Origin of the sequence: Streptomyces hesseae, from assembly GCF_031845785.1 — a bacterium.
GTDB classification, from domain to species: Bacteria; Actinomycetota; Actinomycetes; order Streptomycetales; family Streptomycetaceae; genus Streptomyces; species Streptomyces hesseae.
In genome coordinates, this window is sequence record NZ_JAVRFI010000002.1 from 238,546 (window position 1) to 264,384 (window position 25,839).

25 protein-coding genes and 1 pseudogene are annotated in these 25,839 nt (G+C 72.9%); 14 read left to right on the forward strand and 12 right to left on the reverse strand.

Translation table 11 applies throughout. The annotated features are described in order from the left end of the window. The first annotated feature begins 52 nt into the window (after positions 1-52). A complete protein-coding gene (locus RM609_RS03905) occupies positions 53-508 on the forward strand; it encodes a hypothetical protein (RefSeq protein ID WP_311607932.1) in 456 nt (151 codons plus the stop codon). 59 nt (positions 509-567) lie between these two features. On the opposite strand, the gene RM609_RS03910 is transcribed toward RM609_RS03905, so the two are convergent. The 3 genes from RM609_RS03910 to RM609_RS34435 all read right to left on the reverse strand — a co-directional run bounded on the left by RM609_RS03910 (position 568) and on the right by RM609_RS34435 (position 2,436). Next, entirely contained in the window at positions 568-1,221 is a 654-nt protein-coding gene (locus tag RM609_RS03910; RefSeq protein ID WP_311607933.1) for an HhH-GDP family DNA glycosylase, read from the reverse strand. Positions 1,222-1,237: 16 nt separating this feature from the next. Further along, a complete protein-coding gene (locus RM609_RS03915) occupies positions 1,238-1,405 on the reverse strand; it encodes a hypothetical protein (protein WP_311607934.1) in 168 nt (55 codons plus the stop codon). Between the two features lie 641 nt (positions 1,406-2,046). Next, complete coding sequence (locus RM609_RS34435; RefSeq protein WP_369016226.1) at positions 2,047-2,436, reverse strand: glycoside hydrolase family 15 protein; 390 nt, start codon at positions 2,434-2,436, stop codon at positions 2,047-2,049. Between the two features lie 344 nt (positions 2,437-2,780). Here RM609_RS34435 and RM609_RS03920 point away from each other — a divergent pair. Continuing rightward, positions 2,781-3,209, forward strand: a pseudogene (locus RM609_RS03920) (IS5 family transposase); the annotation flags it as partial. A gap of 21 nt (positions 3,210-3,230) precedes the next feature. On the opposite strand, the gene RM609_RS03925 reads toward RM609_RS03920, so the two are convergent. Then, complete coding sequence (locus RM609_RS03925) at positions 3,231-3,716, reverse strand: hypothetical protein (protein ID WP_311607935.1); 486 nt, start codon at positions 3,714-3,716, stop codon at positions 3,231-3,233. Between the two features lie 428 nt (positions 3,717-4,144). Further along, on the reverse strand, positions 4,145-5,014 hold the full coding sequence (locus tag RM609_RS03930; protein WP_311607937.1) for a universal stress protein: 870 nt from the start codon (positions 5,012-5,014) through the stop codon (positions 4,145-4,147). Positions 5,015-5,208: 194 nt separating this feature from the next. Between RM609_RS03930 and RM609_RS03935 the strand changes: the two genes are divergently transcribed. Next, on the forward strand, positions 5,209-6,081 hold the full coding sequence (locus tag RM609_RS03935) for an alpha/beta fold hydrolase (protein WP_311607939.1): 873 nt from the start codon (positions 5,209-5,211) through the stop codon (positions 6,079-6,081). Beyond that, positions 6,069-7,292, forward strand: a complete 1,224-nt coding sequence (locus tag RM609_RS03940) for a hypothetical protein (RefSeq protein ID WP_311607940.1) — start codon at positions 6,069-6,071, stop codon at positions 7,290-7,292. The genes RM609_RS03935 and RM609_RS03940 overlap by 13 nt, the downstream gene beginning before the upstream one ends. 15 nt (positions 7,293-7,307) lie before the next feature. Here RM609_RS03940 and RM609_RS03945 read toward each other — a convergent pair whose 3' ends face one another. Together RM609_RS03945 and RM609_RS03950 are read right to left on the reverse strand one after the other, a co-directional pair. After that, entirely contained in the window at positions 7,308-7,880 is a 573-nt protein-coding gene (locus RM609_RS03945; protein ID WP_311607942.1) for a hypothetical protein, read from the reverse strand. Between the two features lie 135 nt (positions 7,881-8,015). Continuing rightward, positions 8,016-8,927 (reverse strand): nuclease, encoded by a 912-nt coding sequence (locus RM609_RS03950; protein ID WP_311607944.1) that lies wholly within the window; start codon positions 8,925-8,927, stop codon positions 8,016-8,018. A gap of 267 nt (positions 8,928-9,194) precedes the next feature. Between RM609_RS03950 and RM609_RS03955 the strand changes: the two genes are divergently transcribed. The 6 genes from RM609_RS03955 (at position 9,195) to RM609_RS03980 (ending at position 15,586) form a co-directional block, all read left to right on the forward strand. Beyond that, positions 9,195-9,323 carry a hypothetical protein gene (locus tag RM609_RS03955; RefSeq protein ID WP_311607945.1) on the forward strand — a complete coding sequence of 43 codons (129 nt, stop codon included), beginning with the start codon at positions 9,195-9,197 and terminating at the stop codon, positions 9,321-9,323. Between the two features lie 97 nt (positions 9,324-9,420). Continuing rightward, a complete protein-coding gene (locus tag RM609_RS03960) occupies positions 9,421-12,648 on the forward strand; it encodes a lantibiotic dehydratase (protein WP_311607946.1) in 3,228 nt (1,075 codons plus the stop codon). Continuing rightward, on the forward strand, positions 12,645-13,946 hold the full coding sequence (locus RM609_RS03965; RefSeq protein WP_311607947.1) for a lanthionine synthetase C family protein: 1,302 nt from the start codon (positions 12,645-12,647) through the stop codon (positions 13,944-13,946). The genes RM609_RS03960 and RM609_RS03965 overlap by 4 nt, the downstream gene beginning before the upstream one ends. Positions 13,947-14,025: 79 nt before the next feature. Then, on the forward strand, positions 14,026-15,003 hold the full coding sequence (locus RM609_RS03970) for a JmjC domain-containing protein (protein WP_311607954.1): 978 nt from the start codon (positions 14,026-14,028) through the stop codon (positions 15,001-15,003). Further along, positions 15,000-15,227 (forward strand): hypothetical protein, encoded by a 228-nt coding sequence (locus tag RM609_RS03975; RefSeq protein WP_311607956.1) that lies wholly within the window; start codon positions 15,000-15,002, stop codon positions 15,225-15,227. Before RM609_RS03970 ends, RM609_RS03975 begins: the two co-directional genes overlap by 4 nt. A gap of 134 nt (positions 15,228-15,361) precedes the next feature. Beyond that, positions 15,362-15,586 carry a hypothetical protein gene (locus RM609_RS03980; protein ID WP_311607957.1) on the forward strand — a complete coding sequence of 75 codons (225 nt, stop codon included), beginning with the start codon at positions 15,362-15,364 and terminating at the stop codon, positions 15,584-15,586. A gap of 23 nt (positions 15,587-15,609) precedes the next feature. Here the strand turns inward: RM609_RS03980 and RM609_RS03985 are convergent, their stop codons facing one another. Next, entirely contained in the window at positions 15,610-18,570 is a 2,961-nt protein-coding gene (locus RM609_RS03985) for an AfsR/SARP family transcriptional regulator (protein ID WP_311607959.1), read from the reverse strand. A 197-nt stretch (positions 18,571-18,767) separates the two neighbouring features. On the opposite strand from RM609_RS03985, the gene RM609_RS03990 reads away from it, so the two are divergent. Next, complete coding sequence (locus RM609_RS03990; RefSeq protein ID WP_311608496.1) at positions 18,768-19,637, forward strand: universal stress protein; 870 nt, start codon at positions 18,768-18,770, stop codon at positions 19,635-19,637. A 57-nt stretch (positions 19,638-19,694) separates the two neighbouring features. Here the strand turns inward: RM609_RS03990 and ftsH are convergent, their stop codons facing one another. Continuing rightward, positions 19,695-21,500 carry an ATP-dependent zinc metalloprotease FtsH gene (gene ftsH, locus RM609_RS03995; RefSeq protein WP_311607961.1) on the reverse strand — a complete coding sequence of 602 codons (1,806 nt, stop codon included), beginning with the start codon at positions 21,498-21,500 and terminating at the stop codon, positions 19,695-19,697. 277 nt (positions 21,501-21,777) lie between these two features. On the opposite strand from ftsH, the gene RM609_RS04000 reads away from it, so the two are divergent. Continuing rightward, positions 21,778-22,671: a universal stress protein gene (locus RM609_RS04000; RefSeq protein WP_311608498.1), complete on the forward strand. Its 894-nt coding sequence runs from the start codon at positions 21,778-21,780 to the stop codon at positions 22,669-22,671. Between the two features lie 174 nt (positions 22,672-22,845). Here RM609_RS04000 and RM609_RS04005 read toward each other — a convergent pair whose 3' ends face one another. After that, positions 22,846-23,766 carry a hypothetical protein gene (locus RM609_RS04005; RefSeq protein WP_311607962.1) on the reverse strand — a complete coding sequence of 307 codons (921 nt, stop codon included), beginning with the start codon at positions 23,764-23,766 and terminating at the stop codon, positions 22,846-22,848. Between the two features lie 347 nt (positions 23,767-24,113). After that, complete coding sequence (locus tag RM609_RS04010; protein WP_311607963.1) at positions 24,114-24,704, reverse strand: hypothetical protein; 591 nt, start codon at positions 24,702-24,704, stop codon at positions 24,114-24,116. Between the two features lie 148 nt (positions 24,705-24,852). Here RM609_RS04010 and RM609_RS04015 point away from each other — a divergent pair, with 148 nt between their 5' ends. Continuing rightward, positions 24,853-25,134 carry a 4-hydroxyphenylacetate 3-hydroxylase N-terminal domain-containing protein gene (locus RM609_RS04015; protein WP_311607964.1) on the forward strand — a complete coding sequence of 94 codons (282 nt, stop codon included), beginning with the start codon at positions 24,853-24,855 and terminating at the stop codon, positions 25,132-25,134. Here the strand turns inward: RM609_RS04015 and RM609_RS04020 are convergent. Next, positions 25,121-25,279, reverse strand: coding sequence for a hypothetical protein (locus tag RM609_RS04020; protein WP_311607965.1), 159 nt, complete (start codon positions 25,277-25,279; stop codon positions 25,121-25,123). The genes RM609_RS04015 and RM609_RS04020 overlap by 14 nt on opposite strands. 44 nt (positions 25,280-25,323) lie before the next feature. Here RM609_RS04020 and RM609_RS04025 point away from each other — a divergent pair, with 44 nt between their 5' ends. Then, entirely contained in the window at positions 25,324-25,653 is a 330-nt protein-coding gene (locus RM609_RS04025; RefSeq protein WP_311608500.1) for a 4-hydroxyphenylacetate 3-hydroxylase C-terminal domain-containing protein, read from the forward strand. The last annotated feature ends 186 nt before the right edge of the window (positions 25,654-25,839 follow it).

The window sequence follows — 25,839 nt, forward strand, 5'->3', positions numbered from 1 at the left end:
CCCTTCGCGCCCCCGGAGAGCCCCGAAGAGAGAGCCCCGAAGAGGGAGAGAGATGTCGAACCTGGTCCTGGCCCTGGCCGCGGCGGCACTCACCGTCGCCGGCACCGTCTGGTACCTGCCGGCCGCGGCGGAGCTGCGGGCCGGCGCCGACCGGCCGTTCTTCCGGCGCGTCTCGGCGGCCGGGTGCCTCACCGGCTGGACCGCCTGCGCGGGCGCCGTCCTCCTGCTCCTGACCGGGGTTCCCGGGCCCGCCACGGTCGCCGCCGTGGCGGCGGGCGTGACAGCCGCCGGCTGCCTGTACGCGGTGGCCGGCGCGCTACGGCGGCGCGAGCTGAGGGCCTCCGCCCGCGCCTGGACGGAACTGGCCGGCCCCGCGCCCGTCGCGCCGCCGGGGCGCAGCCTCAAGGGCCGCGCGGCACGCCTGGCCGTCGCCTGGTGCCTGTCCGCAGTAGTGCTCGCGTCCACCGGCACGGCACTTCTGTTGATGGCGGCGTCGGGCCGCGCCTGACCGGCGGTTCCGCCCGCGTCGCCTGCCCGGCGCGTGCGTCGTTCAGGCGGCGGGCCCCGTCACGAGCCCGAGCCGGCCGCCTCGCGTACGTCCTCGGCCACGGCCTTGTCCAGCGCAGCCCTGATCAGGCCGGCGGCCAGCGCGGGCGTCTCCTCCCGCTTCACCAGGCGGGCCAGCGAACGGGGATCGGCGGGCAGGCCGAGCCGCTCGGCGCCCTGGAGGGTCTTGGCGTCCAGATAGGGGTGGACCTCCGGCCAGATGCCCTGGACCTCGCGGAGGAAGATGTCGGCACCCGTCGGGCCGATGCCCGGGATCTCCGTGAGCAGCTCGCGCAGCCGGTCGACATCGCCGTCCGCTTCCTTCCGCATGCCCCGCACGTCACCGCCGTAGCGCTCCAGCAACAGTTCGGCGCCGTCCCCCAGTTGGGTCGCGGTGCGCTCGTCGTAACGCCGGTAGCCGCCTTCCCCGAGGGCGTCCACCCGCTCCTGCCAGGTCGCGGAAGCCATCCGGCGGGCGTCCTTCATTCCTGCCCCGGCCAGGGCACGCGCCGTCTCGACGGCGACGGACGCGCGGATCCGGGCGCTCAGCAGCAGGGCCAGTACCAGGAGCCGGTACAAGGGCTGCGGGGTGTCCTTGAGCCGGATGCCCGCCTCCTCGGCGAACGTCTGCCCGTGGGTGCGCAGCAACGTTCGCGCCGTCTCCTTGTCGCTCACGACCGGATGGGCCGTCTCACTCCTTCGGAGGCCGCTGTTTGCGGGGTGAGTCCTCATCGTGTTCGAGCGCCTCGGGTTCGCGCCACTCCTCCGACCGCGTCATGCGGCCCGTGCGGGCCTGGTGCTTCGTCGCCTTCTTCAGCTCGTCGTCCTTCTTGGGACCGTGCTTGCTGCTGCGCTCCATGACCGCGCCGCTCCTTGTCTACGCCCCTGCGTGAAACCCTCCCGCCCCCAGCCTAGGCGGCGCTCGCGCGGGCGGCGCGGCGAGGCTAAGCGCGCCATGGCCGGCTCAGCCGGATCGCGCATTCGAGCATCAGGGCGTGTACGAAGGCTTGGGGCAGGCTGCCGCGCATCTGTCCGAGACCGACGTCGTACTCCTCGGAGTACTCCGAGGAGTACAGGCCCGCCGGTCCGCAAGCGGCGCGGTTCCGCTCGAGCCAGCGGTGCGCTTCGACCTCGTGGCCCTGTTGGTGTTCCGCCAGGGCGACGGCGAATCCGCACAGCAGGAACGCGCCCTCCGCGTCGTTGAGCGGGCGTCCGTCGTGGCGGAAGCGGTAGGCGAAGTGGTCGTGTCCGCCAGCTGTCGGGGGTAGGCGCGCAGGGTGGCGGTGGTCCGTGGGTCGTCCGCGGGCAGGGCGCCGCGGACGGGGGGCAGCAGGGCTCCGTCGAGACCGGGGTCACCCGGAGAGCGCTGCCAGCGGCCCGAAGGGTGGAGGCTGTGCGCGGTGGTATCGGCGATCAGGGCGTCCGCCAGGTCCGTGCAGTGTGCGGTCCGGGCGGCGGACGGACCGGCCTGCGCCATGGCGCGCAGTCCGGCGGCGCAGATCAGCCGGCTGTGGGCCAAAGGCGTCGAGCTGGAACTGTTCGCCGCCCCGGTTTCCCACCAGGTCGTAGCCTCCCGGATAGCCGGGGAGTTCGAGCCGGTGCTGTTCGGGTACCCCGCGTCCGTCGGCGGTGTAGGCGGGGGCCAGACGGGGGCCGTCGTCGCAGGGGGTGGGCCCCGTCGGCGGCGACAGCCTGGCCCGCGATGCACAGGTCGCGGATCCATGCGTACCGGTAGTCGTTGTTGCGTCCCTCTCCGGCGCGCTCGGGCAGGCTGGTCGTGGCCGCCACCATGCCGCCGGACCGGGTGGTGAGTCCCCGCAGGACCGCGTACGACTGACGGGCGCCCCGGGGGCGACGGTGTTCTCCAGGCGGGGCACCGCCCGTTCCCATGCCGCCTCAGTCTCCGCCCAGCAGCGGGAGGCTTCGGGTGCGCGCGGTGAGAGTTCCCGGTCGCTGATCTCGGGCACCAGGTCGTGGTGGGTGCCCGGCTCGACCGTCAGGTCCATGGTCAGCCTGTGGCCCTCCGGGCCTGTGGGGCGTGCGGTCGCGCCGCTCGACCAGCGCATTCGCAGCTCTCCGAGGGACCCGATCCATACCCCGTTGTGTTCGCGGAGCGCCCTCGGCGGACGGCGGCCGAAATCGGCGCGTGGTTCCAGCACCACGGTCAGCCGCGCGCGGTCCGGTGAGGCGAGGATCCGGCGCAGGATCACCGCACGGTGCGGATCGCCAGTGGCGTGGGGCGGGGTGATTTGAGTGAGGCGGAGTGGGTCCGGTTGGAACCGCACCTGCCCGGGAATGTCGGGCGGGGCGGGCGGTGGAAGTGTCACCGCACGGTGATCAACGGGATTCTGTTCCGGTTGCGCACGGGGATTCCCTGGCGGGACTTGCCGTCCCGGTTCGGCAAGTGGCAGACGGTGCACGGCCGTCATCACCGGTGGTCGGCGGACGGTACCTGGGCGAGGGTCCTACGGGGGCTTCAGGTCGTTGCCGACGCGGAGGGGCGGATCGACTGGTCCATGGTCGGTGTGGACTCGACCATCCTGCGGGCCCATCAGTACGCAGCCGGCGCCCGCAAGCGCACCCCGAAAGTCCCGGGCAAACGGACTCGCCCTGCGTGGCACCGGCCGGACGAGGCCCTGGGGCGCCCCGGATCCCGCTCCGGGGCGCCCGTGATCGCCGAGGGGTCATGAACCGTTGATCGTCACGGTGGCTGTGCCGATTTGGCTGGTCACCCCTTGCGGGGAAAGGCACTGGGTTACGTCCGGCTGGGCGTAGGTGAGAACCACCTTGGCGGAGTCGCCCTTGAACTCCCCGTCTGTCACGATCCCGTTGCCGACCAGGATGTTCTGGCCGTCGGCGAAGGTGGCGCCGTAGTTGAGGAGGAGGTTGCTGGTCTGGCCGTTGTTCCAGGTGATGGGGTTGGGGGCCGTGCCGGTGCGCAGTGGCTGGAGGCACGAGAACACGGTCGTGAAGCTGATCACCGTCCTGCCGGTCTTGATCGTGGGATCCGACGACGTGCAGATGGTGTAGAGGTCGTTCTCGACAAAGTGGATGGACCTGGGCTGAATCTTCAGCCCAGGGGAGTAGTTGACCTGGGTCGTCCCGACGCAGGTGACATCCACTACCGCGGCATGCGCCACCGGCGCTACGCCGAGGACCATGGATGCCATCGCCCCCAGCGTCGTGAACAGGGCGAGTATGCTATGCGTTGCCGGATCATTGACGATCAGCCTCCTCGTACGCCGGCGCAAGGCGCCTCACCGGCTGCCGTGGGTAAATCGGATACCCAACGCTGGTTTCGAGCCAGAGTGGCTGCTTGTTTCACCCCAGGCCATAGGTGCAACAGGAGCGCCCACAGCACACCACCCGCGCGTACACGATGCCCACACATAGCAGTTGGGGCAAGTGCGATGCCTGTGACATACGGACACCCGAATGCCGTTCCAGCCGAGCTCACTTTGCGTCGGATGGATCACCAAGCCCACGAGCGACGGAACGTCATGTTCAGCGGGGGGCGCGCCGCAGTCGGGGGATGCGGGACGGTGGCGAGTGCCCGCCGGTTCGCCCGCGACCCGGGGCCTCACCACACGTCGTCACGTCATCGCGCCGACGGGGGCGGTGCGATGATCAACGGGCAGTCGGTGCCGTGGATGAGGGTACGGCTGGTCGAGGCGAGCAGCGCTTCCTTGAGTCCGCTTCTTCTGCGCGTGCCGACCACGAGGCAGCGCGCGTGGCGGGACGACGAGGCGAGCATCGCCGCGGGATCGCCGACGAGGACTTCCTGCCGGACCTCGACGCCCGGGTACCGCTCGCGGTGTCCCGCCAGCGACTCCGAGAGGCGCGCCCGGGCCTCCTCCAGGGCATCGGCCCTCTCCGCGTCCCGGGGCTTGCGGACCAGGATCGCGACCAGGCCGACCCCGCGCAGGAACGCCTCCTCGAAGGCCAGGCCGACGGCGGCCCCCGCCGAGGGCGTGCCGTCCGCCCCGACCGTCACGGGCGCGTCGTCCGGCACGCCGGGGAGCGGCTCCCGCACGAGCACGACCGGACAGGCCGGGTGCCCGGTCAGGGCGTCGGCCTCGTCGCGGGGCGCGAAGAGCGAGTCCGCCACGGCCTGGCGTGGTGTGGGCAGTACGACGAGGCTCGCGGACCGGGCGGCTTCCCGTAGGACCCGGGCGGGCCGCCCGGAGGCCAGCTCGGTGTCGATCTCCAGCTCGCGGTGGTGGCGCAGCGCCTGGTCGCGTGCTTCGCGCAGCAGCGTTTCCCCCCGCGCGTGGAGGTGTGTGGCCCAGGAGTGGGCCCGGCTTCCGGGCTCCGTGTCCGGCAGGGTGCCCGCCACCCCCACCTGGACGTGCAGCAGCCGCAAGGGGAGGCTCCGGAGGGCGGCCTCGTCCGCCGCCCAGCGCACGGCGTGCTCGCTGAGGGGCCGGTCGGAGACCTCCGCGAGAACGGCCTGCCGGCTTCCATTCATCCGGAGACTCCCTCCGGTCTGTCCTGGCCCGCTCTCTCCGCTTCTCTGTTTCCAGCGTGCGGCCTTTACCGGCACCACGCCACGGGGCGGTATGCGAGCCGTGCGCCTGGGCATGCCTATGGCGACGCCCTGACCCTGTCGCGACGGGCTCATGCCGGGGTCCGGTATCGCTGTCGGTACTCACCTGGAGTGCGATGGACACGCTCACGACCGGGACGCTCGCGGTGCCGGGCGCGCGGCTGTACTACGAGGTACGGGGTGCGGGCCCGCCCCTGTTGCTCATCGCCGGTGGCAACAGCGACGCGGCCGTGTTCGAGGACTTGGCCGTCGTACTGGCCGCGCGCTTCCGCGTCGTCAGCTACGACGCCCGCGGCAGCTCCCGCAGCACGCTCGAAGGGCCGCCGATGGAGCAGCGGATCGAGGTGCACGCGGACGACGCGTCCCGTCTGCTGGCGCATCTGTTCCCGGCGGGCGAGCCGGTCCGCGTGTTCGGCAGCTGCCTGGGAGCGCTCGTGGGACTGGAGCTCACATCGCGTCATCCGGGCCGGGTACGGGCGGTGGTGGCTCACGAGCCGCCCGCCCTGGGCCTGCTGCCGGACGCCGGGGAGCAGCTCGCGCTCGTCGACGACGTCCTCCGGACGTTCCATCGCGAGGGCGTGGCGCCGGCGCTGGCGAGGCTCAGCGCGCTCTACGGCGGCCGTCCCGCGCCGGCACTGCCCGAGGAGCGTGACAACACCGTGTTCTTCCTGGCCCATGTCCTGCGTCCGTCCACGCGGTTCGTGCCCGACCCCGCCGCGCTCGCGGCGGTGGCGGACCGGGTCACGATGGCGGGGGGCCACGACTCGCGTACGTATGTCATCCACCGCCCGGCGGTGGCTCTGGCGCACCGGCTGGGGCACCGGCTCGCGCTGTTCCCGGGCGGCCACGCCGGATACGCCGGGCAGCCTGTGGCGTTCGCGGAGCGCCTCGTCGAGGTCTTCGCCGCCCGGCCGGCGGGCGGCGGCGAGGGCGGCGGCTCGGGCCGGGGCGGGACCGGAGGTCCGGGGGCGCGGTCATGCGTATCGTGATGGGGGCGCAGAACTGCGGCTTCGGCCCGGTCGCCGAACTCGCCGCGGTCTCCCGGCTGCTCGCCGGCCACGAGCGGGTGTTCGTGGGTGACGGTGTGGCGGCGTCCTTCGCCCGTGCCGACCCGGACGCCTTCGACGACATCCGGCCGGTGTCCGGGACGGTCGACGCGCTCGTGGAGTCCAGCGATCACGTGGTGTCGGCGATGGACGCCGGCCTGGCCCTGCGGGCCGTGGTGGCGCGGCGGCCGGTGGTCATGGTGGACAGCCTGTTCGGCTTCTGGCAGCTCGGACGGCCACTGGCCCGCATCCGTGACCTCTGCGAGAGCCTGCCGCGCTCCGGGTTCACGGCCGCCGACGCCCATCTCCGTCAACTCTCCTCGCACGAGCGCGTCGTGGCGGCGCATCTGCTCGCCACCGACAGCGTGATACAGAACTTTCCGGGTATCGGCGCGCGCCTTGCCGAGTTCGCCGCGCTCGGATCGGGACCCGCCATGCATCTGACCGGCGCGATCATCGATCACACCGGCCTGCCGGGCGCGTCGGGTGCGGCGCCCCCGGAGTACGACCTGCTGGTCAATGTCGGTGGGTTCAGGAACTTCCTGCTGGATTTCGAGTCGAACAACGACTATCTGTTGCTGCTGGGGCGCCGGCTCGAGGACCTGCCATGCGACTGGCCGCGGTTCCGGCGCGTACTGGTCTGCGGTGGCCCCTTCGCCGGACGGCGGGAGCGGACCGTCTCGTACGCCGGGCGGGAGACCACCTACCGCTGCCTGCCCCAGCGCGAGCTACTGCGGCAGGTCGCGCACACCCCCGCGTACCTGATGGCACCTGGACTGACCGCGCTCCACGAGGCGCTGGCCCTGGACCGGCTGCCGCTGGCACTGCACGAGCAGCACTACGCCCACGTCTTCACCGTGCGGCGCCTCGACGGCACGCTCTTCGGGCGGACCGCCAACCGGTTCTCGGACATCGTGCCGTACGACGACGTACCGGAGGAGGACTTCGCCGGCACCGCGGCCCTGGTGCGGATCGCGGGCCGGATACGGACGGACGAGGACCTCTATGCCGCGTTCCGGCGCTCGTTCAACGAACGCGTCGAGCAGTACCTCTCACTCACGTCGGCACGGCGGCGGCACGGCGTGCGGGAGCTGCGGGACGTTCTCGGCGGGGAGCCCGTCGCCTCCGTGGTGGCCAGGATCTTCGCCCAATGAAGGGGGCAATGCCGTTCAGGTGATCGTGAGCGTCGTAAGCCCCGTCGCACCCGTAAAGCCGGTGGTGAGGCACTCAAGCGCGCTCGGTTGCGCGAGGGTGATGACCTCGACCGCGGTCCGGCCCTTGAACCGGCCCTTGACGACCTTGCCGGTGATCGTGGTGACGACCTGTCCCGCCACCTCCGTACTGCTGCCGCTGATCTCGGCGACGCTCGTGTCGGCGGTGCTCCAGCCGGTGCTCCAGTGGAAGGTCCGCTGCGCCGTGAAGCCCCTGAGAAAGTCGTCGCAGCCGGCGGACAGACCGAACGTCTCCTGGTACGACCCGCTCCTCACCCTCCCTCCCACGTCGACGCACGACACGAACCGTCCGTCGATGGTGACGTCGAAGTGCCGCGGCCGGAAGGTGACTCCGGGGCTGTAGGAGACGGACTCGGTGCCCTGGCACTGGAGGAGGACCGACCGCTGGTCGTGTTCGTGGCCCTGCGCCGAGGCGGACGTCAGGGGCATGGCCACCGCCAGGCCGAGGGCGGCGATCGCCGCCGCCAGGGCACGGGCACGTGAACGCCGACGTGATCTCTCAACAGTCATGGTGCGTGGCATCCCCCGCCCGGACGCCCGCGACACAGGCGCGCGGGAGTGACCGGAGTGCGGGCCGTGTCACCATCAGGCGCGCCGTAGGGGCACGGGCGCCGCCCCCACGGCGTCCCCCGCCCCCGCCACCGGTCACTTCTCGTCGAAGAGGAGCTCCTCGGAGGGGTGGGTCATCTTCACGGTCTCCCCGTTGGTGATCTCGACGATGTTGTGGAGGCCGGTGATGAGGTTGGACGCGTGGTCGCCCGACAGGGTGCGGAACTTGTCCGCGGCGCCGCCCAGGTACGCGGGGAAGCAGGCCAGCGACGTGTTCCCGAGCGACAGGTACTCCTTCAGCCGGCGGAACAGTTTCGGGAGGATGACCACGTCGTCGGTGATCGAGGACATCCCGGTGACCTTCGCTCCGCTGAGCGTCACATCGCCGAGCGAGCCGGCCGTCACGTTCCACACGCCCTTGCCGGGGTCGGCCTTCGCCGCCAGGGCGGCGGCGGTCAGTGCGCGGCGCAGTTCGTCGGGGAAGCCCGAGTAGAAGGTGGGGTAGGCCAGCCCTTCGGCGAGAAGGTGCTGGTTGGCCGTCTTCTCCAGGAGTTTCGGCTTGACCTCGATCTCGTAGCCGCTGGCTCCCGGTGGGACGCCGGGGACGACCAGTGCCACGCAACGGCCGAAGACGTCGCTGCCGCGGGTGAGGATGTAGCCGGGGACGCTGTTGGGAGTCGCGGAGATGGTCTCGCCACCGGTGTCGGGGGCGGGGGTGCGCCGGATGTCGCTGAAGCCGAGCCACGTCAGCAGGGCGTCCGTGGCGGCGTCGGCGAACTTCCTCGGCTGGCGTTCTTCCGTTCCGTAGTTCCCGCTGTAGTGGGTCTCCAGCGCGTCGATGCCCTCGAGTCGCACATCGACGTGCCCGTCCGGCCCCGGCGCCGGCTTGCGGCACCCCCGGACGAGCTTCCACTCGCCGACATAGTCCGGAATGAACGGGATGGTGTCCCCGTCGGGCCGGGTGTGACCCGACAGATGGAAATTTCCCTTGATCAACAGCATGGACATGGCAACTCCCACCGACGCCGGGACAGACCATGCCTCGCGAGGCGATTACGGAGTGGCAAACCGGTTCATCTCCATGCTGCGACCGCCCCCGCGCGACCGCCATCGGAGGCCGGGCGGGGGACGAGGGATCCGGAGTGGTTCCCGCGTCGATCCGGCGTATATCCGCCGTAGAAAGGCGCTCCGTACGTTGATGTCAGTCGCCGGGAAGAAGCCCGGGGCCGCCACCGGAGACGGGGGCGCATCGCACATGGAAATGAAGGAGTCGTCATGAACAACTTCGACGAGCTGTTCGAGCTGGACGTCATCGAGATCGCCGCCACCGGCGAGGACGAGCAGGCCGCGGCGGCCCAGGCCGCGACCGGCTCCTGGCCGTTCTACTGCAAGACCACCATCTGACGGTCGGTCCTGCAGTCTGAACAAATTCACAAGTGAGGCGGCCCGACCCCCAAGGGCCGCCTCGCTCGTTCCCCCGCACTACTTCTGGAGGCTCCCCGTGGCGGCACCCACGGCCCAACCGGGCAGTGACATCCCCGGTCCGTCGACCTTCCGTTGCGCGGACGCCCTGCTCTTCCGCGCCGCGATCCGGCCGCCGGAGCCGTCCGACGGCCCCGAGGAGCCCGGCGACGGCGACCGCGACGGTGCCGGCGAGGCGGAGCTGCGGGACCTGCTGCGCACCGCCGCGGCCGATTCCCGGTTCGGGGAGGCGGTCTCGCTGGCGAGTCCTTCCCTGAGCCGGACCCTCGACGCCGTGCTCGCCGGGGAACCGGTCCGTCTCAAGCAACTGCGCCGCGCGGTACGGGCATTGGCGCGCTACCGGCTGCGGATGTCCGGCCGGGCCACGCCCTTCGGCACGATGGCGGGAGTCGCCGCGATCGGCTTCGCCGAGGAGCCCGGGGCGGTCGAGGCCGGCTGGGGCGAGCGTCACCGCAAGGCGGTGCGGCCCGACATGGGCTGGCTCACCGAGGTGGTGGCGCGGCTGGAGCGTGAGCCGGCCGTGCTGCGACCGCTGCGCGTCACCGTCAACGACCTGTGCTTCGTACGGGGCGACCGGCTGGTCGTCCCCTACGTCCCGGCCCCCGGGGCGGGCAACCGCCCGGCCGCGCAGGAGGTGTCGGTACGGGCCGGCGCCGTGGTGCGCCACGTCCTGCTGCGTGCCGCTCTGCCCGTGCCGTTCGAGGATCTCGTCGCCGACCTCCTCGCCGCCTACCCCGGGGCGCCGGCCGCCACCGTGGAGCGGCACCTCGTCGACCTCATCGGGTCGGAAGTACTGCTGACGGAGCTCCGCCCGCCGCTGGACGGCCCGGATCCGCTCGGCCACGTACTGGACCTGCTGGTCGCGCGGGACCGCACGGCCGCGCCGCTCCCCACCCCCGTGGCGCGGTTCGCCGCCGAGCTGTCGGCGGTCCACGAGGAGCTGGCCGCCTACGCCGCGGCCCCGCTCGGCAGCGGCCGCGAGGCCCGCGACGCCGCCGCCCGCCGGATGGCCGCCCTCCACCCTTCGGACCACCTCCTCCAGGTCGACCTGGGACTCGACGTGGCGGTCCGGCTGCCGCCGGCCGTGCGCGCCGAGGCGGAACGGGCGGCCGAGACCCTGTGGCGACTGGCCGCGGCCCGGCCGGGCCCGGCCCATCTGCGCCAGTACCACCTCGACTTCCTCGAACGGTACGGGGCCGGGCGCGCCGTACCCCTCAAGGAGGTCCTCGACCCCGACATCGGCCTCGGCGGTCCCGCCGGGTACCGGCTGCCCGCCAGCGCGCGGACCCCGCACACGGGGTCGGCGGATCAGCGGGCAGAGCGGGAGCGGGAACAGGACCGGCTGCTGACCGAGCTCGCCCAGGAGGCGTCCGTCAACGGCGAGCGGGAGATCGTCCTGGACGACGCGCTGCTGGAGCGGCTGGCCGCCGGCGGCGGGGACGCGCAGGCGCCGCCGCCGCCGTCCTTCGAGATCCTGGCGCAACTGCTCGCCGACACGCCCGAGGCGCTGGCCGACGGTGACTTCCGGCTGGTGGTCACCGGTGGGGCGCGTACCGCCGGAGCGCACGCGGGGCGCTTCGGGTTCGTGCTGGGCGCCGACGACGAGCAGGTCACCGGGCTGGTGCGGCAGGTGCCCGGGACCGCGCCCGGTGCCGTCGCCGCGCAGCTGAGGTTTCCGCCGCCGCGCGGCGCCACCACCAACGTGGCACTGGTTCCACGCCGTCTGACGCACACCATCACGCTCGGCGCGTTCGCCGATCGCACCGACGGGACGGACCTCGGCGTGTCCGACCTGGCCGTCGTCGCCGACGTCCACCGGCTCGCCGTGGTCGCGCCCCGGCTCGGCAAGGAGGTCGTGCCGGTCGTCCCCAGCATGCTCGCGACGGTGTGGCACGCGCCGAACGCGGCCCGTTTCCTCCACGAGGTGACCCAGAACGGCCTCCCGGCCTGGCCGCGCTGGCGCTGGGGAGCCGCCGACGATCTGCCGTACCTGCCCAGGATCCGGCGCGGACGCACCGTCCTCGCCCCGGCCCGCTGGCGGCCGACGGACCCCGCGCTCTTCGACCGGGCCACCGCGCCCGGCGGCTGGGAGCGGCTCTTCGACGCGTGGCGGTCCCGCTGGCGGGTGCCCGACCGGGTGGAGAGCGTCAGCGGGGACAACCGCATCGCCCTCGACCTGCGCCGCCCCTTCCACCGCGCCCTGCTGCGCGACGAATGGCTGCGCCGCCCGGGCTGCGTCCTTCAGGAGCTGCCGACGGACTGCGGCCACGGTTTCGGCTGGCTGGCCGACGGCACCGAACGGTCCGGCCGGGTCAACGAGATCGCGTTCCCGATGGTCCGGTCGGCCCTGCCGTCCGACGGTCCGGCCGCGTCCTCGCTCCGGCCCGTGCCCGTCCCCGAGCCCCGCCGCGTCCGCGTCGCCCACTCCCCCGGCTCGCGGTGGCTGTACGCCAAGGTGTACTGCTCGGCCGAGCGCCAGGACGAGATCCTCGCCCGGCGGCTTCCCCGGCTGCTGGAGGGGCTGCCAGGTGAGGTCGATCGCTGGTTCTACCTCCGTTACCGCGACCCGGATGCCCATCTGAGGCTGCGTTTCCACGGCGACCCGGCCGTCCTCACGGGCTCCCTGCTGCCCCGGCTGCGTGCCTGGTGCGACGGGCTCGCCGCCGAGGGGCTCGGGGACAGGCTGGTGCTGGACACCTACGATCCCGAACTCGAGCGCTACGGAGGGCCCGCCGCCGCGGCCGCCGCCGAACGCGCCTTCCACGCCGACAGCCTCGCCTGCCGGGAGCAGGTCGAGCTGCTCGACAGCCGTGAGCTGGCCCTGGACAGGACGGTGCTGGGCGCGCTCGGCCACGTGGACCTGGCCTGCCGCGTCGCGGGCACCACGGAGGGCGTCCGGTATCTGCTGGACCGCCCGGTGCCCGTGGGGGCTGCCGAGCCCTCGCGTGCCGCCAAGGACCTGGCGCGGGAGCTGACCGACCCGTTCGGCGACTGGCAGCGGCTGCGCGCCCTGCCCGGCGGCCCGGCGCTGCTCGCGTGCTGGGAGCGCCGTGCCCCCGCCCTGACCGCGTACGGGGAGCTCCTGCGGGAACTCGGCGCCGGTACGGGACCGTTGGGCTCCCTCCTCCACATGCACCACAACCGGCTCACCGGCATCGACCGCTCCGCCGAGGAGCGCTCCTTCGCGCTGGCCGCCGCGGCTCTGCGCAGCCGCCTGGACCGCGATCGCGTACGGCCGGTCCGGTGAACGCGCCCGTGAACACGTCGGTGGACGCGCTGCGCCGGCGGGCCGCCGACGTCGCGGCGACCGTCGCGCTGCGGCTGGCCGATCCCGGTGCCCTCGTGGCCCGGGACGTGTCCGCCTTCCGCGCGGCGAGCCTCAGCGACGGTGCGCCCGGCGTCGCCCTGCTCCACGCCGAGCTGGCGCACACCGACCCGGCCCACCGGGCCGCCGCCCACCGGTGGCTGCGTCATGGCGCCGCCCTCGCCGGACGGGCGGCGTCCCCCGGGCCGCAGGGGCTGTACGGGCCCGTGGCCGCGCTGTCGTTCGCCCTGCACCGGGCGGCGGAGGGGCCGGGGGCGCGGAGCACGGCACGGACCCGGCTCGGGGACCGGGTCGCCGAGATCGCGCGCACCCGGGCCGAGCGCGAGGAGCGACGTCTCCGTGAGGGCCTCGGCTGCACCGCCTTCACCGCGTACGACGTGATCAGCGGGCAGGCCGGGCTCGGCGCGCACCTGCTGGAGCTCGGCGGCCCGGCCGAAGCCGCCGTCGCGCGCCTGGTAGGGGCGCTCACGTCGCTCGCCCGGCCGGTGCGCGTGGACGGCCTGCTGCTGCCCGGCTGGTGGGTGGCGCTCGACGGGGACTCGTACCGGCCGGTGGACCCGGCCCGGGGCCACGCCAACCTGGGCATGGCCCACGGGCTCCCCGGCCCCCTCGCCCTGCTGGCCCTCGCCTGGCGGCAGGGGGTACGGGTGCCGGGGCAGCGAGCCGCGATCACCGGTTTCGCCGATTGGCTGCTCGCGCGGCGCCGTACGGACACGGCGGGCCCCTGGTGGCCCGGCCAGCTGACCGCGGGTCCCGCGCAGTCGCGGCCGGGACGGCCGTCCTGGTGCTACGGCACCCCGGGCATCGCCCGGGCCCTCCAGCTCGCGGGCCTCGCCCTGGGCGTCCCCCGCTGGCAGGAGGCAGGCGTGGGCGCGTTGCGTGCCGCGCTGACCCGCGCCGCGTCGGCGGAGGCGGAGCCGCCGGCCGAGGCCGGGCTCTGCCACGGGCTGGCCGGGCTGCTCCAGATCACCTGGCGCGTCGCCCGCGACAGCGGCGACGCGGAACTCGCCGGGCACCTCCCGGGGCTGGCCGCCCGTCTGCTGGACCTCGTCGACGAGGACCGGCCGTTCGGCTTCGCCGACGCCCCGGGCGAACGCCCGCCCGAGGAGCACCCGGGCGGCTTCCTCACCGGCGCGGCCGGTGCGGCGCTCGCCCTGCACACCTTCGCCACGGACACCGCCCCCGCCACCCGCTGGGACCGCGCGCTCCTGCTGGCCTGACGCCCAGACGAAACCCGGCACCCAGACCGATCCTGACGGCCCGACAGGGTCCTGACCGCCCGACAGAGAGAAGAGATCCATGCACCGGGAGGAACTCACCCGCTGGGTGGGCGACACGGACGCCTTCCTGGACCGGTACTGGCGCACCACGCCGGCCGTCTTCCGGCCCGCGCCCGGCACCGGACCGACCGCCCCGCTCACCCTGGAGGAGATCGACACCGCCATCGCGGGCGGGCTCCTGCGCGTTCCCCACCTCGAACTCGCCCGGGCGGGCGACCCGGTGCACTCCTCCCGCTACACCCGGGCCCGCACCGTCGCGGGGGTCACCACCCCCGGATACGCCGACCCGGACCGCGTACGCGGGCTGCTCGCCGAAGGCGCCACCCTCGTGCTGCGCAACGCCGAGCACTGGCACCCCGCCACCCGTGCGCTGACCCGCGCGCTGGAGGCCGAACTCGGCCGCCGGGTCGAGGCTTTCTTCTTCGTCACCCCGCCCGGGGCACAGGGGCTCGACCTCCACCGCGACGACGCCGACGTCCTGCTGCTCCAGCACACCGGCAGCAAGCACTGGACCGTGCGCGGCGGCCCCACCGGCCCCGACTGGGCGCCGGGCGAGGTCACCGACGGCGGCCCGGCCCTGCTGACCGGCACCCTCGGCCCCGGGGAGGTGCTCTACATCCCCCGCGGCTTCGCCCACGAGGCGGTGGGCGGCGAGGGGCTCTCCTCCCATCTCTCGCTCACGATCCGCGAGGTAGGCACCCAGCAGCTGTTCGCCTCCCTGCAACGTCTGCTGCTCGGTTCGCTGCCGGTGCCCGGCCGTCCGCTGGGCGACGACGATCTGCACGCGGCCGCCGCGTCGCTGCTCGACCGGTTCCGTACCCGGCTGCCGGAGCTGACCGCCGCCGACGTGGTGGAGCACGCGCGCCGCGCGCAACTCGCCGAGGGCACGGTCCCCGGGCTCGGCTCCGATCCGGGCATCGCCGCACTGGCCGCGCGCCTCGGCACCCCGCACGGCTCCCCCGCGACCGCGGTGGTGCGGGAGGGGGGAAACCCGTGAACGAGGTGTACGGGCTCGGTCTGCCCCCGCTGCCCTCGGACCACTATGCGCTGCGCGCGGTCGTGGTCGTCGAGTGCCTCACCGAGAACGGCCTGGCCCTGCGCTACATGTACTCCGGCACCACCAGCTGGGGGGCGCTGGGGATGGTCGAGGCCACGAGGATCCGGCTCGCCGGCGCTCTGGATCCCGAGGCCCCCTGGGAAGGCCCCGAGGAGAAAAGCTGACTTCCTCCGGCTTCCTCCCTCTCGGTGACAAGCCTCCGTATATCGAACGTAGATGGACGGCGCGCACAATCAGCGCATCGAAGCCCTCCACCGAGAGAGCGTCGAAGCCCTCCCCCTAGAGACAGGAACCTCCCGTGTCGCGCACCTCCGTGTCCCGCAAGCGCCGTGCAGCCCTTCTCGCCCCGGCCGCCCTGGTCGCCCTGCTGGCCCTCGCCGGGTCCCTGTCGTCCGCCACCGGCTCCACCGGCGCCGCGCAGGCCACCGCCGAAACCCCCGCCACCCACTTCACTGTGACCGAGGGGAACAACGGCCACCGCCAAGGCGACCACGACCAGACCGAGTACAACACCAAGGCGTGAGGGCCCGACGGCCGCGGCCCGCCCTACACCGTCGCGGGCCGTATGCCGTCGATGAGCGCACGCACCTGCGCGGCCTCGGGCAGCGCGGTGCGGGTGAAGACCTCCAACGCCTCATTGGCCTGGTCCAGGGCCCGGCCGTGGTGCCCGGCACCGAGCGAGACACGGGCCTGGGTCCACAGCGCGTAGCCCCGGTCGCGGTCGCGGCCGGGCACGGTCCGGTAGTAGGCCACCGCCCGGTCCGCCGACTCCAGCGCCTGCTCGACGTCGCCCATGACGCGCAGGGTCTCGGCGCACCGGTACCACGCCTGCGCCTGCTGACCCGGGATTCCCGCCGTCGCGCAGACGTCCAGGCACTCCCGGTAGCCGTCCAGCGCCTCCTGGTACCGGCCCAGTTCGTGCAGGGCCTGGCCGCGCACACACAGCGCGTGGGCCACGCCGTGCTGGTCCGCCATCCCGCGCAGGGCGCTCAGCGCCTCCTCGCAGGCGGGCAACGCCTCCTCGGCCCGGCGGCCGCGGATCCGGGCCAGCGCCGCGTTGAGCGTGGTGATCAGCTCGCCCGAGCGCTGCCCCCACTCCCGGGCCAGCACGAGCGCCTCGTCGAAGAAGCCGGCCGCGTCGTCGTAGCGCTGCTCGAACTGGGCTATCACCCCCAGGTCGTTGTACGCCTGCTGGAGGATGGCCCGGTCGCCGGCCCGGCGGCAGAACTCGGCGGCCCGCTGGGCGTGGGTACGGGCCCGCGTCAGCCGGGTCTCCTGGATCGCCGCGTTACCGCAGATGAAGTGGGCGCGGCCGGCCGCGCGGTGATTGCCCGCCAGAGCGGCGGTCTCCGCCAGCGCCTCGGCGGCGGTGGCCATCTGCGCGTAAGGGACGTCCTGGCCGAACGAGCTCAACGCCACCAGGACGTCGGCGGCCTCCGTCAGCAGCTCCGGCTCGGCGGCCTCCCACCGTCTGACGAGCAACTGGACGGTGTGGAGGGCGCAGTCGAATTCGGTGATCACCCATTCGCGGGCCTCGGCCAGGTCCGTGAAGCGCGGGCCGTCCGGCCGCACGGCACCGGCGGCGATGGTGCTGTGCACCGGATCACCGGGCACCATCCGCCTGAACGCCTCCCCCGCCATCTCCAGCAGGTGGTCGAGCAACCGCCGCTCCACAGCGGAGCCCTCGTCGGACGGGGACGTCCCGGTGGGCGGAGGCAGCTGCCGGGCGAAGTCACGTACCAGATCGTGGTACCGGTACCGGCCCGGTGCCGGCGACTCCAGCAGCGCGGCGTCCACCAACGGCTCCAGCAGGTCCTCCGCCTCCGTCTCGTCCAGGCCCAGCGCGGCGGAGGCCGCGCCCAGCCCGATGTGCGGCCAGGCGACCGACGCCAGCGACCGGAACGCCATCGCCTGCCGGTCGGTCAGCTGGTGGTATCCGAGTTCGAAGGCGGCGGCCACCGCGAGGTCGTCGGCGCGCAGTTCGGCCAGCCGTCGCCGCTCGTCGGCGAGCCGGGCCACCAGGTGCGCCACCGTCCAGCCCGGCCGGGACGACAGCCGGGTGGCCACGATCCGCACCGCCAGGGGCAGGCACGCGCAGGCGACGACCAGCGCCAGCGCGGCCTCCTCCTCCGGGGCGATACGGGACTCGCCCACGATGCGCCGCACCAGGGAAAGCGCCTCCCCGGTGCTGAACTCCGCCAGCCGGACATGGGCACCGCACGGCACATCCACCAGGCGCGCCCGGCTGGTCACCACCACCGCGCAGTGGGCCGCTCCCGGCAGCAACGGTCTGACCTGGGCGGCGTCGCGGGCGTTGTCGAGCAGCAACAGCACCCTGCGGTCGTCGAGAAGGGTGCGGAACATCCGGGACCGGTCCTCCAGCGAGCCGGGGACCTTCCGCCGGGAGACGCCGAGCGCGGTCAGGAAGCTCACCAGAATGGTGCCGGGGTCGGCCGCGTCCGTCCCCGAGCCGCGCAGGTCGGCGTAGAGCTGCCCGTCCGGGAAGTCCCCCTTGACCTGGTGCGCCACCTTCAGGGCCAGGGTGCTCTTGCCGATGCCGCCCATCCCGCTGACGGAGGCGACCGCGAGGGCGGTGCGGTCCGGGTCGGTGAGGGCCCGGCACAGCTCGGCGACCGCCTCGTTCCGGCCGCTGAAGTCGGAGATGTCGGCCGGGAGCTGAGCGGGGCGGGCGAAGTCCGTCGCCCCTGCCTGTCCGGCCGCCGCACCGGCCTCCTGGGGGTGTGCCGCCGGCGCCACGGCCGTCACCGGGGCCGCCGTGGGAACGAGGTCCGGGGCGCAGGCCAGGATCCGTTCGTGGAGGGCGCGCAGTTCGGGCCCGGGATCCAGGCCCAGCTCGTGCGCCAGCACCTCGCGGGCCTTTCCGAACACGGCCAGGGCGTCGGCCTGCCGTCCGGCGGCGTAGAGCGCCCGCATCAGGAATCCGTACGGCCGCTCCCGCAACGGCTGTTCCTGGATGAACGCGGTCAGCTCCGGGACCGACTGGGCGTGCCGGCCCAGCAGCAGATCCAGGTCGAAACGTTCCTCCATCAGGGTCAGCCGTAGCTCGGAGAGCCGGGAGCGCTGCCGGTCGGCGAACGGCCCGGGCACTCCCGCCAGGGGCTCGCCCCGCCACAGGGACACGGCCTCCTTCAGCAGCATGGCGCACTCGTCGTACTTCTCGGCCCCGCGCGCCCGCGCCGCGTCCGCCGCCAGGTGCTCGGCCTCGAAGGCGTCCACCGACAGCGGTTCCTCCGCGAGCCGGTAGCCGTCGCCCACCCTGGCCAGCACCTGCGGATCACAGTCGGCCGATGTCAGCAGTTTGCGCAGCCGCCACACATAGGTGCGCACGATCATCACCGCCGAGTCCGGCGCCGTATCGCCCCACACCCCGCTCACCAGCTCGTGCAACGGCACGGCATGGCCGCGGCGGAGCGCCAGCATCGCGAGGGTCGCCTGCTGCTGCGGCGGCCCACACGGCACGACGGACTCACCATCGCGGATGCCCACGGCTCCGAGCACAGAAAATTCCACAGTCCCCCCACCACCGGCACAAGCCAGATAAAGCTGGGCGCCATGGTAACCAGTGGTTCATATGTATGAACGCCCGTGGGGTGAGGAGGAGGCCGCCCCACACGGACGTGCCGCGCGGGCGCCGACGGGAGATGGTGGTAGCGAGGGACGACGGACATGAGGCGGTGAGCACGATGGAGCGTCCTGTGGTCGTGGGCGTCGACGGGTCGGACGGCAGCCTCGCCGCCCTGGACTGGGCTGTGGAGGAGGCGGCCCGCCTCCGGCTCTCCTTGCGCGTGGTCCACGCGTCGCTGTGGGAGCGCTACGAGGGGTCGATGCCTTCATTTACCGGTCAACGGCCGGAGGAGGAGCTGGCGGAACAGCGCATCATCACCTCGTCCGAGCAGCGGGCCCGGCGGCTCTCCCCGGAGTTGCGGGTGGATGCCGTGACCCTGCCGGACGAAGCGGTGGCGACGCTGGTGAAGGAGTCGCGCGGCGCGGCGGTTCTGGTGACGGGTTCGTCCGGGCGGGGCGCTGTCAAGGGATTCCTGCTGGGCTCCGTGAGCCTCGCGGTGGCGGGACGCGCCGACTGCCCGGTCGTCGTCGTGCGCGGCGAGGAACGCAACATCAAGGGCGTGGGCGACCGGGTCGTCGTCGGCGTGGGCGAGGCGGACGAGGCCGCGGCCGCGGTGCGGTTCGCCCTGCGCGAGGCCGAGGCCCGGGGGTGCGAGCTTCAGGCCGTACGGACCTGGCGCGCCCCCCAGCCGTCGGCGGACCCCCTGATCGTGCTCGATTCCACCGCCGTGGCCTACGAGGAACAGGCCACCGCCGTCCTGGACGAGGTGCTGGAGGAGGCCATGGCCGAGCACCCGACGGTGTCCGTCACCCGTACCGTGCTGGAAGGGCCCCCGCACCGGATGCTGCTCGACCCGGCGGCCGACGCCGACCTGCTCGTACTCGGCGCCACCAGGCGACAGGGCCGGTTCGGCCTGCAACTCGGGCGGGTCAACCACACCGCCCTGCACCGGGCGGCCTGCCCCGTCGCGGTGGTACCGCATCAGTGACCGGCACCGACGAGGACGACGCGCAGGCTGACGTGGTGCGGGCCGGGCTGCCCCCGCTCACTCTCCGTCCGGTGGGGAGTTCTCCTCCCGGAGGACGTCCAGCACCACGGACCCGTCGACCGTCTCATGGCTGACGAGCAGGGAGGCCAGCCGGTCCAGGGCGGCCCGGTGGTCGCGCAGCAGGGTCAGGGCCCGGTCCTCGGAGCGCCGGATCATCCGGGCCACCTCCTCGTCGACGATCCGCTGGGTCTGCTCGGAGTAGGGCCGGCGCAGCAGGTCCTCCGGCGGGGTCTCGCCGAGGAACTGCGGCGTGCCCGAGGCGTAGCCGACCGGGCCGAGGGCCGGGGAGAGGCCGAACTCCCTGACCATGCGGGTGGCGATCTGGGTGGCGCCCGCCAGATCGTTCGCCGCGCCCGTGGAGCCCTCGCCGAAGACGACCAGTTCCGCGGCCCGGCCGCCGAGGCGGACGGCCAGGAGGTCGGTGAGGTAGCTCTCGCTGTAGAGGTGCCGTTCGGCCTCGGGGAGTTGCTCGGTGACGCCGAGCGTCACGCCGGAGGGCAGGATGGTCACCTTGGCGACCGGGTCGGCGTATTCGCACAGGGCGGCGACGAGGGCGTGCCCGGACTCGTGGACCGCGACCGAGTGCCGTTCCTCGGGGAGGAGGGCGTTGGACGTCTCGCGGCGGCCCAGCAGCACCCGGTCCCGGGCGGTGTCGACGTCGTCGGCCGTGATGACGGCGCGGTCCGCGCGTACGGCGTTGATGGCCGCTTCGTTGACGAGGTTGGCGAGGTCCGCTCCGGAGAATCCCGGTGTGGCGCGGGCGACGGTGTCGAGGTCGACGTCCTGGGCGAGCGTCTTGCCGCGGGCGTGGACCGCGAGGATCGCGGCCCGTTCGTTCTGGTTGGGCAGGGGGACGGTCACCTGCCGGTCGAAGCGGCCGGGGCGCAGCAGGGCGGGGTCGAGGGCGTCGGGGCGGTTGGTGGCGGCCAGGACGACGATGCCGCTGCTCTGGTCGAAGCCGTCCATCTCGGCGAGGAGCTGGTTGAGGGTCTGTTCCCTCTCGTCGTTGCCGCCGAGCCGGGTGCCGCCGCCGCGGCGTCCGCCCACGGCGTCGATCTCGTCGATGAAGATGATCGACGGCGCTCGTTTGCGGGCTTCGTCGAAGAGGTCGCGTACGCGTGAGGCGCCGACTCCCACGAACATCTCGACGAAGCCCGAGCCGGTCACCGAGAGGAACGGTACGTCCGCCTCGCCCGCCACGGCACGGGCGAACAGCGTCTTGCCGGTGCCCGGGGGCCCGACCATGATGACGCCGCGCGGTCCCTTGGCCCCGGCGGCGGCGTAGCGGCCGGGATTGCGCAGGAAGTCCACGACCTCGCCGATCTCCTGTTTCACGCCGTCGTAGCCGGCGACGTCGTCGAAGCCCGTGGTTGGCCGCTCGGCCTCGATGATCTTCGCCCGGGAGCGGCCGATGGCGCTGATGCCGCCGGTGAGGGAGCCGGCCGTCCTGCGGATGCTCCACAGGAGGATGCCGATCAGGACGAGGAAGGGCAGCAGGCCCACCAGCAGAGATGTCCAGACGCTGCCGCCGCCGCGCGTGGCCGTGATCGTCACGTGCTGGGCCTGGAGTCGCTGTTCGAGGCCGCCGTTGCCCAGGGCCGTGGGAAGTTGCGTGGTGAACTTCTTTCCGTTCTTGAGCGTGCCGGCGACGGTTCCCTTGTCCCCGACGTCCACCGTGCGGACCTGGCCGGCGTCCACCTTGCCGACGAAGTCGCTGTACGAGAGCGGTGCGGCGGTAGGACCGGAGAGCCCTCGGGCCAGCAGGACCACCAGGAAGAGGTTCAGCAGGATCAGGGGCACCATCCAGCGCCGCCATGGAGACGCGGGAGGCGTAGGGGGCTGGGGGCCCGGCCGGGGTTGCGGCTTGGACGGCTCCCCCGGCGGCCGGGGCCGTGCCGGAGGCGCCAGGTGCCGGTGCGGCAGCCGTATTCGAGTGATCACCGCCTGCTCCTCCCCTGCGAGAGGTATGTGCACGGCGGTCGGCCTCTGACCTGGCCTCTTCCACCCGGCATGCAGGGGTCGCGCCGCTGCACCAGTATGGGTGACAGACCCGGAAAGCACGATCGGCTGGGAGATGCCCATGGTCTCGTCCACGGACCGCCGACCGGTCGTCGTCGGCGTCGATCCCGACCCCGCGAAGCGCATGGCACTCGCCTGGGCGGCCGACGAGGCGGCACGGCGCCGGGTACCGCTCCGCCTGGTCCACGCCGAGGGAACGCCTACGCGCGGCTATCGCAAGCGCGAGGTCCGGCCGTCCTGGGAGGAATGGAACCAGGCACTCCACGCGGCCGGGGAGCATGTGCTCCAGGAGGCGGCGACGTTCGGCGAGAACCGGCAGCCGCAGGTGGAGGTGTCCGGGCTGCTGGCCGAGGGGGACCCGGTGTGGGTGCTGCGCGAGCAGTCGCGGGATGCCGCCGTCGTGGTGGTGGGCTCGCAGCACCTGAGCCGGGTGGAGGAGGTGTTCGGCACCGCTTCGGTCGCCCTGCCCCTGATGGCTCACGCGTCCTGCCCGGTGGTGGTCGTGCCCGAGCCGGAGCACAGCCCACGGCAGCCGCCGTACTTCGTCGTCGGCGTGGACGGCAGTGCCCACTCCGCCGTGGCCCTCGACTTCGCCTTCGAGGAGGCCGCCTTGCACGGGGCCGCGTTGCGGGCGGTGTACGCGTGGTGGCCGGGACGCTTCGAAGTCCAGGACGAGGAGGCCGCCCGGCAGGAGTGCGAGCGCCTGCTCTCCGAGACGGTCGCCGGCCGCACCGCGGCGCACCCCGGGGTGGAGCTCCGGCAAGAACTCCTGGTCGGGCACCCCGTCGAGGCCCTGACCAAGGCGTCTGCCCAGGCCCTGGGCCTGGTGGTGGGCACCCGGGGCCATGGCGGCTTCACCGGCATGCTCCTCGGCTCCGTCAGCCAGGGCGTACTGCATCACGCGCGGTGTCCTGTCATCGCCGTCCCGCACCCGCACCCGCCTGCGGCGCAGTGAGGAGGGGCTCGCCTCGGCGGCCCCGGGCCGCCTCCGCGCGCCTGACCACGCCACGATCCAGTGGCTGACCGAAGCGTCGCGCTCATGACCGCGCCCGGTCCTCCGTCGGCGTGGGAGAACGGATGGCGTCGAGCACCGATGGTGCGGCGAGACCCGGGCGAGTGGACCAGTCGGTCAGTCCCTCGTGCACGCGACGATGTCGTCCAGCACGTCCACGGCGTGGTCCGCGATGAAGGAGACGACGTCCTCGCCGTCGCTGTCACTGAGTTCGAGCAGGAGGCTCCGCACTCCCGGCAGGTGCTCCGCGCACGCCGCCAGCAGGGCCGCGACGATGGAGCGCCCCTCGGGGTCGGAGGGGTCCACGGGCCCACCGGAGAGCTCAGCGTCGTCACCGGGGAATTCGTCGAGGAAGCCGATGCCGGCGATGGTGCCGTCGAGGCGGCGGGCCGCGACGAGAGGCGCCCAGCTCTCGCAGTAGAAGGCCCGGCGCTCCTGGCCCATCGGCGTCGGCGGGGTGGGGCGCGGCCAGGTCCGGGCGTCGAGGAAGTCCCACCACGCCTGCATGACGTCGTCCGGTGACCAGGTGGGCCCCTCGTGCCACTCGATCGCGTAGCCGTGCTCCACAGGGCCGAACGCCCGGGGACGGACCCGGAACGTTCGGGTGCGGTGTTGGTGGCGGAAACCGCGATCGGTCATCCAGCGGTGCGCCGGGGAGCCGGTGACGGCCTTGCCCCACGGACGCAGCCCCATTCCGCTCATCATCCTCGTCACGTAGGTCAGAGCTGCCGATCCCAGGCCGCGCTCCCGCAGCCGTGGGACGATCTCGACGTATGTCCACACCAGACGTTCGTCGAGGAGGACGGGGAGGCGACGAAACCCCACGACCCCCGCCAGCTCCCCCGTCGCACTGTCGCGGATCACTCGTGCACGGCACAGATCGTCGCCGTCCTGCTCGCTGCGCAGCAGTATTCGGCCCTGGCTCGCCGTCATGTCACCCGCGGGCCCCAACGCGGCCAGCACCGCACTCGCCTCCCCCGCGTCATCCGGCCACGGCTCGAACGTCAGCGAAGGGACCACATCGTCTGTTGTACGCATCAGCGCAGCGTAACGTCCTCTGGAAAGCGGCCGTCCGTGCGCCGAGCCCGTCATGGAGGAATCCCGGGCATGGGATTCCTGAGATTCCGGTACGGGTCCGGTGGTTCAGGAGTTGCGGACACACCACCGGGGCGAGGTGGGGGAATTCTGGTACGTGCAGCCCAAAGGTGCGGCAGCGATACCCAAAGGAGAGGCAAGCCGTGCCAGAATCCCGCGATGATCGGATACTCCCGCCGCCAGATCCATCGCGGCGAATGGAGCCCGCCGCAGAAGAGGAAGGCCAAGAAGCGCCGTTGACCGATACCGGGTGCTCTTGAAGCACAGCAGCAGGTGGGCGAGGAAAACGGTCAGCGGTCAGCGAACGTCGCGACGGCGAACGCCAGCCTGCGGTCCAGCCAGGAAGCCTCGATCCGGAATTCCTGGCCCACGGACTGCATGACCCGCTCCTCGCCCGCCAGCCACAGCAGGGTCCGTTCCTTCACCTGGTCATCGTCATACCCGAGGGAAAACGCGGACTCCACCAAATCGCCGAGGAATTTGCCCGCAGCGCGGGCCGCGGCCTCCTTGGGCGCGATGGCAGCCCACTTGTTGCGTCCGACGATTTCCGGGTGGCCCGCCTGTTGAATGCGCCAGGTGTGCCGCAGCAGTTTCCTCGACGGAGGTACGCGACGGATCACCCCGATCTCCCGGCCCTGACCGTCCCGCACGCTGTAGCGGCGATCGTCGCCCTCCGCGGCGCATTCCTCGATCGAGCACAGGACTTGCTGTGCCTCCCGGTCCTCGTACAGCACACGGCCGACGTCACGGACGCCCACGACGCCCGAGCGGAAGAAGGCACAAGGGGCCTTGACCCGGTCCTGACCCTCGCGCCTGGGCACGCGCACGGCATTGGGGCCCAGCACCGGACGCTTACGATGCGGACCGGTCTGCCGCTCCACGATGTCTATCGAGAACTCGTGGACGCCCCGCCAGTCGGTGGCGGCGACCGGTGGCTCACTGTTCCTGTTTCTTCTGAAGATCATTCCCCGACCCTAGACGGACAGCGGCGTCGGGCGTCCCGCGCGGCTCGCCGACTCGCGCCCCACCGTGCACGTCCAGGGGGAAACCCTGACCGGAGGGATCCACCGCCACCCCGCGTTCCGCAACGTCGTCCGCGCATACGCCGAGCTGTACGACATGCAGCATTCCGCCGAGCACAGGGACGTCCTGACCCACCCCTCCCCCACCTCGGGAGAACCCGTCGCCACCTCGTTCCTCACACCCACCACACCCGACGAACTCGTCAAGCGCCGCCGAGCGTTCAAGGTGTGGGCCGAGCACAGCAACGGCATGCTCGGGCGCACGGGCAACCACCTCAACAGCGGCTGATGGCCCTGGCGTCGGCCGAGAGCTGGTTCGCCGAGGCCGACCCGGCCTTCGACGACGTCCACGTGCCGTACGAGCGGTGCTTCCTGCTGGGGGACGTCGAGCGGTGCAATGAGATGTTCGCCCGGACGACGGCCGTCGTGCACATGTCCCACCAGGTCCTCACCCACACGGTGACGCTCCCCGCAGATCCTGCGCAAACTCGGTGCCGCCGGGCTGATGGCCACCCCCACCGGGCTCGACGTCACCGGGCCGGCCGCCACGGACATCGACGCCTACCTCCAGTCGGCGACGCTGACAGGGGCCGAGCGCGTGAAGCTCTTCCGGCTGCTGTGGGACACCTGCGTCTCGGCCTTCTCCGGCCGCCAGGCCCTGTACGAGTACTACTTCTTCGGCGACCCGGTCCGCATGGCCGACGCGTACGTCGCCGGCTACGACCGGGAGCCGCACAAGGCCCGCGTACGGGCCTTCCTCGGCGGATGCGGGGCCGACGGACACGAGGCCGGGGAGGCTCCGGCGTGAGCGCCACGACCCCCCGGCCTCCGACCGGCCATACGTGAAGGTGGCCAGGGGCGGGCCGGCCGACGTCGACCGGGCCGTGGACGCCGCCCGCCCGCACCGCCATCGACTTCCGCTGCTCGGAGACCATCGAGGGCGACGCACGAACTGCGGCGTGGATGTACCGCAAGCCGACCGTCCACGACGTCG

Bases quoted from the DNA above. Each gene is read 5' to 3' on its own strand.
- RM609_RS03945 (WP_311607942.1), bottom strand. From the start codon at position 7,880: ATGACTGTTGAGAGATCACGTCGGCGTTCACGTGCCCGTGCCCTGGCG.
- RM609_RS03990 (WP_311608496.1), top strand. From the start codon at position 18,768: ATGGAGCGTCCTGTGGTCGTGGGCGTCGACGGGTCGGACGGCAGCCTC.
- RM609_RS03970 (WP_311607954.1), top strand. From the start codon at position 14,026: ATGCACCGGGAGGAACTCACCCGCTGGGTGGGCGACACGGACGCCTTC.
- RM609_RS04020 (WP_311607965.1), bottom strand. From the start codon at position 25,279: ATGTGCACGACGGCCGTCGTCCGGGCGAACATCTCATTGCACCGCTCG.
- RM609_RS03935 (WP_311607939.1), top strand. From the start codon at position 5,209: ATGGACACGCTCACGACCGGGACGCTCGCGGTGCCGGGCGCGCGGCTG.
- RM609_RS03930 (WP_311607937.1), bottom strand. From the start codon at position 5,014: ATGAATGGAAGCCGGCAGGCCGTTCTCGCGGAGGTCTCCGACCGGCCC.
- RM609_RS03955 (WP_311607945.1), top strand. From the start codon at position 9,195: ATGAACAACTTCGACGAGCTGTTCGAGCTGGACGTCATCGAGATCGCC.
- RM609_RS03940 (WP_311607940.1), top strand. From the start codon at position 6,069: ATGCGTATCGTGATGGGGGCGCAGAACTGCGGCTTCGGCCCGGTCGCC.
- RM609_RS04005 (WP_311607962.1), bottom strand. From the start codon at position 23,766: ATGCGTACAACAGACGATGTGGTCCCTTCGCTGACGTTCGAGCCGTGG.
- RM609_RS03905 (WP_311607932.1), top strand. From the start codon at position 53: ATGTCGAACCTGGTCCTGGCCCTGGCCGCGGCGGCACTCACCGTCGCC.
- RM609_RS04000 (WP_311608498.1), top strand. From the start codon at position 21,778: ATGGTCTCGTCCACGGACCGCCGACCGGTCGTCGTCGGCGTCGATCCC.
- ftsH (WP_311607961.1), bottom strand. From the start codon at position 21,500: ATGGTGCCCCTGATCCTGCTGAACCTCTTCCTGGTGGTCCTGCTGGCC.
- RM609_RS03950 (WP_311607944.1), bottom strand. From the start codon at position 8,927: ATGTCCATGCTGTTGATCAAGGGAAATTTCCATCTGTCGGGTCACACC.
- RM609_RS03925 (WP_311607935.1), bottom strand. From the start codon at position 3,716: ATGGCATCCATGGTCCTCGGCGTAGCGCCGGTGGCGCATGCCGCGGTA.
- RM609_RS03915 (WP_311607934.1), bottom strand. From the start codon at position 1,405: ATGGAGCGCAGCAGCAAGCACGGTCCCAAGAAGGACGACGAGCTGAAG.
- RM609_RS34435 (WP_369016226.1), bottom strand. From the start codon at position 2,436: ATGGGAACGGGCGGTGCCCCGCCTGGAGAACACCGTCGCCCCCGGGGC.